We start from the raw sequence: 10,194 nt of genomic DNA, 5'->3' as shown, positions 1-10,194 counted from the left end.
TAATCCTAATAAGTTATCTTGCCATTGAGAGTAAAGAGCGATCGCACTAATTACTTCATCGTTACCAGCGAGTTCTTCAGGTGACAGCTTGGTTTGCTGCAAAATACTATGAGCGATCGCACCCGCACAAACTGTATCCTCTAAAGAAAAACTGCCTTCCCAACCGGAACCGACAATCCACACTGTCTCTGGTTGCTTATCTAAGAGAAATTGCACCACCGCCGCCCGGTTAATCAAGGCTGCTGCTAATACATTTGGGGAATCTTGTACCCTTTGTAAAGCACGAGTGCCGTTTGTGGTACTGATAAACAAACGCCGCCCTTGCACTAATTCTGGTGTGCAGTCGAGAGGAGAGTTTCCCAACTCAAAACCAGCTACTTTCGCGCCGCCGCGTTCTCCAGCCCGCAGACGTTTTTCATAGGGCCATTTTTCGCTAACTTCAATTAACTGATCTAAATCGCTGAATACTTGTACAGCTTCGCCTCCAGATGCCAAGACAGTCGCTATTGTGCTAGTGGCTCGCAAGACATCGACTGCGATCGCACATTCTGGCGCTTTATCCGTTGGAGTCAATTCAGGAGTGTGGTATACGAATAACTTCACGGGCTGGATACACCTGTTTTAATACTACTGCCGCAAATAACATTCTACCTAGTTGGTGTCACTAACTATAGTCACAATTATTCGCAAACAATTTTTTAGCATCAAATACGCACAATGTAACCAATTCAATACAAAAATATTCAAAAAGTCTATTTTTATGCTTTTAGACTTTCATATTTGCTGCACTATCCTGTAATCTAAAACAAGAACAGATTTTCTAAAGCTGTATTTGGCATTCCAAGTTAGCACCACTACGCATCCTGACTAATACTTAGCCAAATAGAAAGTAAAATTTTTACCTCCACTCCGCTCATCCCAAATTGAAAATCGCTATGGCACCTTTACCCGACTACCGCCCTAAACAACTATCTTTAGGCCCGTTGGAAGCGGAAATTTTAAATATTATCTGGGAACTTGGTTCAGCCACAGTCAAGGATGTACACGATCGCATTCTCGCCGATCCCAACCGCGAATTAGCGTATACTTCTGTCACCACAGTTTTACGTCGCCTCACTGATAAAGGTTGGCTGGCCTGCGACAAGAAAGAGCGGGCATTCTATTGGCGGCCAATGCTGAGTAAGCAGCAATCAGATGTGATCAAAGCTCATGAGCAGTTACAGCGATTTCTAGCGGTGGGGAACCCCGACGTTATTGCTGCCTTTGCTGATAGTCTGGATGAAGCAGCTAGCGAGCAAATAGCAGCGATCGCCAAACGTATTCAATCTGCACGCCAAGCCAGGGAGGAACAATGATGCATCTGATAATGATTTTGAATGCTTTGGCAGTTGCCTGGTGGTTAAGATTCTCTTGGAATCAACGTCAAGGCAATTGGAGTCGGCGGTGGCAGCGATCGCTATTTTTGTTTCTCTTTCCGCCCTTGCTAATTTTTATGACAGCGATCGCTGTGCTGTTCATGGGGCCTCAAGGACAAATGGGCGGAATGTATACAGGCTCAGTTAGCTATTTGCTTGCATTAATTTATTTGGCATTTTTTGCCATTTCATGCATTAAACTTGCCTTCCAGGGTTGGCAGTCTGTAGAATCTGCCCGGAACTGTCCTTTAGTGAATGTTGGCGATAGACGAGCCAGACTTCTGCAAACAGGCGCGTTGTTTGCAGGTCAAATCGGTTTTTGGCAACCAGAGCTAGTAGTTAGCCAAGGATTAGTGCAAACTCTCTCACCGGCTCATTTAGAAAGCGTCTTAGCCCATGAGCAAGGGCATCACTATTACAGGGATACATTCTGGTTTTTCTGGCTGGGTTGGGTGCGTTCTTGCACTGCATGGTTGCCAAATACAGAGCCTTTGTGGGAAGAATTGTTAGCTTTGCGCGAACTCCGTGCTGACAGTTATGCAGCATTGCAGGTAGACCCTCTAGTGTTAGCAGAATCACTTTTATTAGTAGTTAGTAGCGGCCCTGTCTTATCGGAAATTTGCTGTGCTGCCTTAGGTTCCTCTGGTGCAGATCGTTTAGAACAAAGAGTAGAAGCTCTATTAGCACCACCAGAACCAACCCCAGAAGCTCAATTGCAATCTTGGCATGGCTTTCTGTTGGCTTTGCTACCTTTAGTAACTGTGATATTTCATAGTTAATTTGAATTTATAGCAGGGAACAAGCAATAGGCAACAGGCTTGCAAGTGTCTTGATGTCGGCGTTTTACGATCGGTTTATGTTCTAAACTATATTTCAACTGCTATAAAAAGCTACTACAGCCCAAACCTGCAACGGTAGCGGCATCGGTCGTGTCTGTAGCAACTTCTGCTTTCCCTGTAGTAAGTTCTGCTTTGACGTTTCCGTGTTTCGCGCAAGCTGTAGCAACTTCTGCTTTCCCTGTAGTAAGTTCTGCTTTGACGTTTCCGTGTTTCGCGCAGGCTGTAGCAACTTCTGCTTTAACGTTTCCGTGTTTTGTGCAAGCTGTAGCAACTTCCGCTTTAACGTTTCCGTGTTTCGCGCAAGCTGTAGCAACTTCCGCTTTGACGTTTCCGTGTTTCGTGCAGGCTGTAGCAACTTCTGTCACGACTGTAGCAACATTGGTTATGTCTGTAGCGATGTCGGTTGCCACATCACGATGAAAATTTTGAATATAGCGGTTCCCAATTCATGGAACACAGACCTAACCCCCAGCCCCTTCCCTTCAAGGGAAGGGGAGTAAGATTCAAAGCCTCTCTCCTTTTAGGAGAGAGGTTTGGAGAGAGGTCAAAAATGTACTGCACCCAAGCGAGAACCACTATAGGGTTGTTATATTACTCTTCTTCTAGTAACTGTTCTATATATTTTTGCACCAACGGCACTTGGAAAGCATTGCCTTCTTGAGTCAAAATCTCTTTTCGCGTTAGTTTGCGGATAACACCTTTGTCTTGCTGCGTGGGAGTTTCCCCGTGGATTATTCGGCGCAGGAGAGAGCGATCGCTCTCTGCTAAACTCTTCCATAATTCCCGAAAATACTGATCGCCTCGCTCCAGCACAACAGGAATAATCTCTTTAACATCTTGTGCAGTAGCTTTTGCTGTATCTGCTTCTCGCCTGTTTTTTCTGATATCGCGGTTTAACGACTCCACCACCTCATAACACACCAACTGAACGAGATAAGGTTGACAGCGAGTAACTTGGATAATTTCATCTACAGCAGTTGGTTCATAGATATTGCTGAAGTTCTCTACTGGCTGTTGAATCAAATCGCGGGCTTCTAACTCGTGCAGATAAGTCATTCGCAAAGCACGGGTGTTAATTAGATAGTCACTCCAGTAATAATCAAGTTCAGATAACTCCTGTGAACCACTAAAAAGTAACATCCACTTGCGTTGATGTTGCAGCAGGTTACGGATAAAATTTAGTGACGCACGGCTGCTTGTTGCTTTCACTACCTCACCCAGGCGTTCATATTCATCCAAACAGAGGAGAAATTGCTTACCAGGATTGCTGCGTTCTATTTCTCATAACCAAGTTTGCAGCGCTGGAAATGGATCTTCAGCTAGTTTATTGGCATCTGAATTAGGCAAGTATACTTTGCGGGGTAATCGCCGTGCAGCTTCGATAATTTGTTGAGCTAAATTTTCAGCCAATCCTTTTAAGGTTGTGGCTGATGCTGCTCCTTGTAAATCTACCAGCAAAGGTACAATATTTGCTTGTATTCTGTAAGGTAAATATTTCAGCGCTGAAGTTTTCCCTGTCCTCCGCCCACCATAGAGTAACAAGACTGGCGGTTGCTCAGACCAGTTGCCGATATCACCTACAGTTACACCAATGAATTGGGGTATCTTACCTAGACGCACTGGTAAATCCCAAACTAACCGACGCAGCCATAATTGCCATCGCTGTCCCTTGGATGGGGATTTAGCTTTAGTAAGCTGTTGTTTAAACTGCTGTTTTGCCCACTTGATTGGCTTGCCTTGTTGACGTGCTTCCCACAAAAAGTAACCAGCCAATTGCAACTTGTAAGGATGACGATCGCCCCATTGCTGGGCATGACTCTGTTCATCTACACTCAAAGCAGCACCATTTGTAGAGCGACTTGGTAAACGCGACAGTTCAATAGCCTCATCTGTAGTTAGTTCTTTCAAATAAATAGTGTGACCAATATTGAAAAAACTAGAGACAAACCGATGCTCGTTAGCATAAACATCCAGTTGTTTACGGGATGCCACCACCAGCATCAAGGCGTTGCTATCCATCAGCGATCGCAAATTGTCATAAAATCCATTATCGAATTTATCGGGATATTTCAAAAGGCTTTCAAAATCATCCAAACAGAGAACAGGTAGCTTTCCTTGCTGTTTCCATTGCTTAACCGCATCTGAAAATGCTTGACGATTAAGCGGTTTAGTCTTCCAACAATTTTGCAGACTGCGTTGTTGCCATCCCTGAACGTGATTCAGTAAACCTTCAGCTACAGCCTCATAAAAACCCGTTTCAGTTTGGCAATCTACACCCCGTAACGGGAGGTAAATTACCACATAATTACTGCTGTTGTTTAATACTCGCTGCTGCCAAGTGAGAACAAAATAATGCAGCAACGAAGATTTACCAATGTGCTTCTCGCCAACTATATTAATACTTGTAGGCTGATCGCCCTTCATCCGAGATGCGATCGCATTTAGTTCATCCTTACGACCGACAAACAGCCTGGGATCTTCAATCATCCCCGCAGCCACAAAAGGATTAGAAGGCATAGCTCCAGAAGCCATGTAAAGCGTTATCCTAGTTTCAGCAATTTAAGTGCAATCACTTCAAAGAATAGCACTTAGCGCAAAACAGACCCTTGATGCGATCGTCACTTCCCTGAAACCATAGCAGTTCCTAATTAGATAGGGTACATCATCATAGCCCCCTCTCGAAGAGCGGGGAGGGGGTTGGGGGTGGGGTTCTCATAACTTACAAAGGCCGAGAAGCGCTATAGATTAACCTGAGAGCAACCCCTTTAAAACCTTTGCCAAATACTCATACTGCTCAAAAGTATTGTAAATCTGCGCCGAAATCCTTACCAACAGCCGAGGTTTTTCTTGCCACGGCATCACCTGCACTTGAATACCAAACTTATCAAACAACTCATCATGTAAAGCCAAAAAATCGCGGTTTTCCAATATCGTAGGCATTGGCACAACCGCCATTGAACCAATCATCTCTGCTGGACAAGGCGGTTGCACTTCCAGCCCTTCACAAAGTAGCTGTCTTCCCTGCAACACTAGCTGATGATTTTGCTGCATTAATTCTGTCCATCCACCAGGTAGCAAGGAACCCATAAAAGCGATCGCTTCTGGCACACACATATCAGCTGTAGGATCGTCTGTACCTGTCCAGTCAAATTCCAACTGAAAGCGGCTTTTATCAATGCGTGGCGAGTTTGTCCCGTGGCTAATTGTTAGAGGACGAATTTCTGACTGTTTATCTCGTCGCACATACAAAAATGCTGCCCCTTTAGGCGCACACAACCATTTATGACAATTCCCCGTGTAATAAGTTGCGCCAATCTCTCGTAAATCGAGAGAAATCATTCCAGGCGCATGTGCCCCATCTACCAACGTATCTATACCCCGTTGTTGCAACTCCTTCGCCAACTCTTGAATCGGGAAGATTAAACCTGTCTGGCTGGTAACATGATCCAAAAGTGCTAATCGTGTTTTTGGTGAAACTCGCTCAATTATTGCTGCGATTACTTGCTGTGGTGAGTCAATAGGGAAAGGAACTTTTGCCACCACCACCCGCGCACCAGTGCGACTGGCAATAAAATCAAGTACATTGCGGCAAGCATTATATTCGTGGTTAGTTGTAAGTATTTCGTCCTCTGGTGAAAACCTCAGCGACCTTAACACCGAATTAACGCCAGTCGTCGCATTGGGGACAAATACCAAATCTTGGACATTAGCACCCATAAACGTAGCTAGCTTACTTCTGGCATTGTCTAGCAGAGGTTCCCATTCCCTACCAAAAAAGCGTAAGGGTTCATGTTCGAGCTGCGATCGCAGCCTTTGTTGAAATTCCAGCACTTGTTTAGGACAAGCACCAAAAGACCCATGATTCAGAAACGTCACAGCCGAGTCAAGCGACCATAAGTCTCTGATGGATAATCTAGAATCCAAAATTTGAAATCCAAAATTGATAAACTCCCCAGGCTGGATTCGAACCAGCGACCAATCGATTAACAGTCGATCGCTCTACCACTGAGCTACTGAGGACCACTCACGATTTATAATATTAGGGCTAAAAATAGTATTTGGCAAGTACTTTCGCCAATATTTTTTTTAGAAACTTAATTTAGAGAATTATTTGCAGCCAAAATCGATTCAGGAACTTAAGCAGAAACTCTTAGATACTAAATATCTATTACAATCCCATTCGTAATTCAGCCAGACGCTGCCGCGCTTTAGCATCAATGGCATTAGCTAAAAACCTACTCTTAGATTGTTTGCGCGTATGATACTTTTGTCGCATCCGGCAGACAGTGGCTTCCACTTCCCCACAGAGTTGCTGTGCTGACAACCATTCAGCCCCATACCCTTGGATCATCAACTGTTGTGCCCGATCTGATGTAGCAACAATCACACGAGAAATCAAAGATTGGGCTATTTGGTGGCGAAAAGAAGCGCAGGATTTTTCGATATAAGTATCTGCTGTTTGCCCAAAATCAGTGTAATAAACAGATAAAAGCTCAGTAATAATTTCTTTATTACTAGAGCAATTTTGATATTGGGCATCAAAAACTATTTGAGTTGTGTAACCTTGAAACGCACTATAACCAGTCATCGCTTCCACAAGCTCGCCCCGTGCAGCCTCTAGTCCAACGCTATCACGCGTTTTTTTAAGGCAAGGCCAAGCACCTATGATATTGTAGCCGTCCACTAACAAAACGGCTTGGAGTAAGGAACGGGGCATGGTTTTTAATCACAATTTTCTAGAGTTAACAAAATTCATTCATAAGTTTTATAATAATTGATGCATAGTCTGTAACACTATGTTACACAAAATAAAAAATACGGTAGCCTCACAAAACTCAAACCTCAGATAGACACACCAACTTAAAACGCGCCTTTGTTTAAAAGGCGCGTTACAGTTCTTTTCTAGTAGTATTCAGGAGTACTGAATGCAATGAATTTTACTCAGCACTCAGCACTCACTACTCAGTACCTAATTAAGAGGCTTCGCTGTGTACCTCCATCAGACGTTGTTTGAGACGTTCGGCTTCACCACTATCAACCAAAGAGCCTTTTTCTAACAAGAAAGCGCCATCACAGTAATTTAGCTCATCTAATCGATGTGTTACCCACAGGGCTGTAATACCTCGACTTTTGACAAGGCGGCGGACACCAGCAACTAAATCCAACTGGCTATCTGGATCTAGTAAGGCAGTGGGTTCATCTAATAATAGAACTTCACAGCGACGGGCGATCGCACCTGCGATCGCGACTCGCTGTTTTTGTCCCCCAGAAAGTGCATAAATAGGGCGTCGTTGCAAAGTAAGCAAATTCACCGCCCCTAACGCCTCTTCAACTCTTGCTCTGGTAGCAGCAGGTGGCAACTTTTCTTCCACCAATCCAAAAGCCACATCAGCACCAACTGTTGGCATCACCAGTTGATGATCCGGATTTTGGAAGACAAAGCCAACAGGGTGCAAAACCCGAATTTCGCCAGATTTAGGAGCTAATAACCCCGCCAGCAGTCTCAGTAAAGTAGATTTTCCACTGCCATTTGTACCCAAGAGCATCCAAAACTCACCCTTGGGTACTTCTAAAGAGCAAGATTTAATAACTTTCTCTCCATTAGGCCAGCTGAAATTTAAATCCTTGACCTCAATGCCCACTTGAGCCATTTGTCAACCTTGGTTACTCAGCAGCTACAGCGAAAAAGCCAGGTGGTCTGCCGCCACCAGGGGTTGTACCATCTTTCTGAACAATCTGCACCCCAGAAATTTCACTAGCGCGGACAGCAATTTTTTTCTCTGTCTTGCCTTCGCACTTGAGTTCTACAATGTCAGGATTCCCAGAACGGATTGCTGCCAAAATTAGCTGATAGATAGCCTCAGCATCCTCTGCTGACTTACGTTGTACCGAGATAGGGAAAGCAGTGTTTCTGATGCTTAAATCGATGGTAAACATTTAGCAATAATCAAATTTAACTGTGGACTCATTTTAGCGTCAGCTGAGTGATTCTAGGGAAATGAGGATTGGGCATGGGGCATTGGGCATCAGTTATTTCTTCTATCCATTGCTCTTTTGCCTCTCTGCTTCTGATTCTCCATTCCCTACTCCCCATTTATCACCTTATCTGAATCAAAAATTAAATTTTATGAGAAAACCCCTAGAAAAATTAGCAATTTACACCTAATATAATTAAAGGTGTGTAAAAAATTGTAAACTTGGTTAACAACCTGGTTAACTTTCTGCTTATGGAAGGCCTTTATATTGCCATCTATAATACAGATACAACCTGTACTTATAAACATTTGGAGATTTGCTCTCATGACCATCGCAGTTGGACGTGCCCCTAGTAGAGGGTGGTTTGACGTTCTAGACGACTGGCTCAAGCGCGATCGCTTCGTATTCGTAGGTTGGTCAGGGATACTATTATTTCCCTGCGCCTTCCTAGCACTAGGCGGTTGGCTGACTGGCACCACCTTCGTCACCTCTTGGTACACCCACGGATTAGCCTCCTCCTACCTAGAAGGCTGTAACTTCCTGACAGTGGCAGTATCCACCCCCGCCGACAGCATGGGACACTCCCTACTGCTGTTGTGGGGGCCAGAAGCCCAAGGCGACCTCACCCGTTGGTTCCAACTGGGTGGGTTGTGGCCATTCGTTGCCCTACACGGAGCCTTCGGTTTGATCGGCTTCATGTTGCGGCAATTTGAAATTGCGCGTCTAGTAGGTATCCGCCCTTACAACGCCCTCGCCTTCTCCGCTCCCATTGCAGTATTCGTCAGCGTATTCCTGATGTACCCCTTGGGACAATCAAGCTGGTTCTTTGCACCCAGCTTTGGCGTCGCAGCTATCTTCCGGTTCCTACTATTCCTGCAAGGCTTCCACAACTGGACACTCAACCCCTTCCACATGATGGGTGTTGCGGGTGTATTGGGTGGTGCGCTACTGTGCGCCATTCACGGTGCGACAGTGGAAAATACCTTGTTTGAAGACGGTGATGGTGCTAACACCTTCCGCGCCTTCAATCCCACCCAATCGGAAGAAACCTACTCAATGGTGACGGCAAACCGTTTCTGGTCACAGATTTTCGGTATTGCTTTCTCTAACAAGCGCTGGTTGCACTTCTTTATGTTGTTCGTGCCAGTCACAGGCTTGTGGATGAGCGCCGTCGGCATCGTCGGTTTAGCACTCAACCTGCGGGCTTATGATTTCGTCTCCCAAGAATTACGGGCGGCGGAAGACCCTGAGTTTGAAACCTTCTATACCAAAAACATTTTGCTGAACGAGGGTATCCGCGCTTGGATGGCTCCTCAAGATCAACCCCACGAACAATTTGTATTCCCTGAAGAAGTTCTACCTCGCGGTAACGCTCTCTAAGAATTCAAATTTGGCCATGACTTGAATTAGGTTGTGGTTGGCGAAAATTGACACACCCAGATAAAATAATCTCCTTGTAATCAGCCAATAAAGCGTCAATTTTCATTATTCTCCAGTAATCTCCCATCAAAAAGGTGGGAGATTTTTTATATATTGGTTAATATCTCTAAATTTATGTGTTATGTTAGATGAAGGTTATAAACCCAGAGTAAATACTCTGCCCTTTTAAAACTAAGACCGCTTAGGCAATAAGGAGGTGATGCCCATGATAGAAAGTAGTAAATGCATGGGTCATCAGGTTGCAGTTAGCCGGCTGTGTGCCGGGGCTGTTCTCTAAAAGTTAGCCTTAGTTATCTTTGAGATACTAAGTTAGCTCAACTAGCTAGGCAAGCTCGGAGTTCCTTCCGGCAGTCTGGTTGCAACCTGAAGACCCGCTAGACCGCTCTGACTTAGATCATCCGATCTAAATCAGGGCGGATAGTTTTTTATAGGTAATTTTTGTTTTATCAATGGTTACTTTTAAAAGATAGATAGCGATCGCTGCCGTGGATAAAGGCAACCTAATTAAGTTTTCTTAAAAAGAA

At 44.6% G+C, this 10,194-nt stretch carries 11 protein-coding genes and 1 tRNA gene; 3 read left to right on the top strand and 9 right to left on the bottom strand.

Features of this window, described 5'->3' with window-relative positions:
• On the bottom strand, positions 1-603 hold a 603-nt coding region (locus RMY16_RS18160; protein WP_322737578.1), incomplete at its 3' end, for a 2-phosphosulfolactate phosphatase family protein.
• A gap of 332 nt (positions 604-935) precedes the next feature.
• Here RMY16_RS18160 and RMY16_RS18155 point away from each other — a divergent pair.
• A complete protein-coding gene (locus RMY16_RS18155) occupies positions 936-1,355 on the top strand; it encodes a BlaI/MecI/CopY family transcriptional regulator (protein ID WP_069069046.1) in 420 nt (139 codons plus the stop codon).
• On the top strand, positions 1,355-2,194 hold the full coding sequence (locus RMY16_RS18150) for a M56 family metallopeptidase (RefSeq protein WP_322737580.1): 840 nt from the start codon (positions 1,355-1,357) through the stop codon (positions 2,192-2,194). Before RMY16_RS18155 ends, RMY16_RS18150 begins: the two co-directional genes overlap by 1 nt.
• Positions 2,195-2,295: 101 nt before the next feature.
• Here the strand turns inward: RMY16_RS18150 and RMY16_RS18145 are convergent, their stop codons facing one another.
• The 8 genes from RMY16_RS18145 to RMY16_RS18110 form a co-directional block, all read right to left on the bottom strand.
• A complete protein-coding gene (locus RMY16_RS18145; protein ID WP_322737576.1) occupies positions 2,296-2,664 on the bottom strand; it encodes a hypothetical protein in 369 nt (122 codons plus the stop codon).
• A 181-nt stretch (positions 2,665-2,845) separates the two neighbouring features.
• Complete coding sequence (locus RMY16_RS18140) at positions 2,846-3,463, bottom strand: hypothetical protein (RefSeq protein ID WP_322737575.1); 618 nt, start codon at positions 3,461-3,463, stop codon at positions 2,846-2,848.
• A 72-nt stretch (positions 3,464-3,535) separates the two neighbouring features.
• Positions 3,536-4,771: an AAA family ATPase gene (locus RMY16_RS18135; RefSeq protein ID WP_322737574.1), complete on the bottom strand. Its 1,236-nt coding sequence runs from the start codon at positions 4,769-4,771 to the stop codon at positions 3,536-3,538.
• A 228-nt stretch (positions 4,772-4,999) separates the two neighbouring features.
• Entirely contained in the window at positions 5,000-6,178 is a 1,179-nt protein-coding gene (locus tag RMY16_RS18130; RefSeq protein WP_322737573.1) for an aminotransferase class V-fold PLP-dependent enzyme, read from the bottom strand.
• Positions 6,179-6,202: 24 nt separating this feature from the next.
• Positions 6,203-6,274, bottom strand: a tRNA-Asn gene (locus RMY16_RS18125).
• Positions 6,275-6,422: 148 nt separating this feature from the next.
• Positions 6,423-6,971 carry an NYN domain-containing protein gene (locus RMY16_RS18120; protein WP_109011419.1) on the bottom strand — a complete coding sequence of 183 codons (549 nt, stop codon included), beginning with the start codon at positions 6,969-6,971 and terminating at the stop codon, positions 6,423-6,425.
• Positions 6,972-7,227: 256 nt separating this feature from the next.
• Positions 7,228-7,905 (bottom strand): energy-coupling factor ABC transporter ATP-binding protein, encoded by a 678-nt coding sequence (locus RMY16_RS18115; RefSeq protein WP_322737572.1) that lies wholly within the window; start codon positions 7,903-7,905, stop codon positions 7,228-7,230.
• A gap of 13 nt (positions 7,906-7,918) precedes the next feature.
• The gene (locus tag RMY16_RS18110; RefSeq protein ID WP_190731518.1) at positions 7,919-8,191 is read right to left on the bottom strand and encodes a hypothetical protein; all 273 of its coding nucleotides are present in this window, start codon (positions 8,189-8,191) and stop codon (positions 7,919-7,921) included.
• 363 nt (positions 8,192-8,554) lie between these two features.
• Here RMY16_RS18110 and psbD point away from each other — a divergent pair, with 363 nt between their 5' ends.
• Positions 8,555-9,610, top strand: coding sequence for a photosystem II D2 protein (photosystem q(a) protein) (gene psbD, locus RMY16_RS18105; RefSeq protein WP_322694081.1), 1,056 nt, complete (start codon positions 8,555-8,557; stop codon positions 9,608-9,610).
• Positions 9,611-10,194: the final 584 nt, after the last annotated feature.

It is taken from the genome of Nostoc sp. DedQUE12b, assembly GCF_034530835.1.
Lineage (GTDB): Bacteria > Cyanobacteriota > Cyanobacteriia > Cyanobacteriales > Nostocaceae > Nostoc.
The sequence above is the reverse complement of the archived record's forward strand: the minus strand, read 5'-3'. Positions and strand labels throughout refer to the sequence as shown.

Excerpts from the sequence above, each read along its gene's own strand:
- RMY16_RS18155 (WP_069069046.1), top strand. The coding sequence starts at position 936 with ATGGCACCTTTACCCGACTACCGCCCTAAACAACTATCTTTAGGCCCG.
- RMY16_RS18150 (WP_322737580.1), top strand. The coding sequence starts at position 1,355 with ATGCATCTGATAATGATTTTGAATGCTTTGGCAGTTGCCTGGTGGTTA.
- RMY16_RS18135 (WP_322737574.1), bottom strand. The coding sequence starts at position 4,771 with ATGCCTTCTAATCCTTTTGTGGCTGCGGGGATGATTGAAGATCCCAGG.
- RMY16_RS18120 (WP_109011419.1), bottom strand. The coding sequence starts at position 6,971 with ATGCCCCGTTCCTTACTCCAAGCCGTTTTGTTAGTGGACGGCTACAAT.
- RMY16_RS18115 (WP_322737572.1), bottom strand. The coding sequence starts at position 7,905 with ATGGCTCAAGTGGGCATTGAGGTCAAGGATTTAAATTTCAGCTGGCCT.
- RMY16_RS18110 (WP_190731518.1), bottom strand. The coding sequence starts at position 8,191 with ATGTTTACCATCGATTTAAGCATCAGAAACACTGCTTTCCCTATCTCG.
- psbD (WP_322694081.1), top strand. The coding sequence starts at position 8,555 with ATGACCATCGCAGTTGGACGTGCCCCTAGTAGAGGGTGGTTTGACGTT.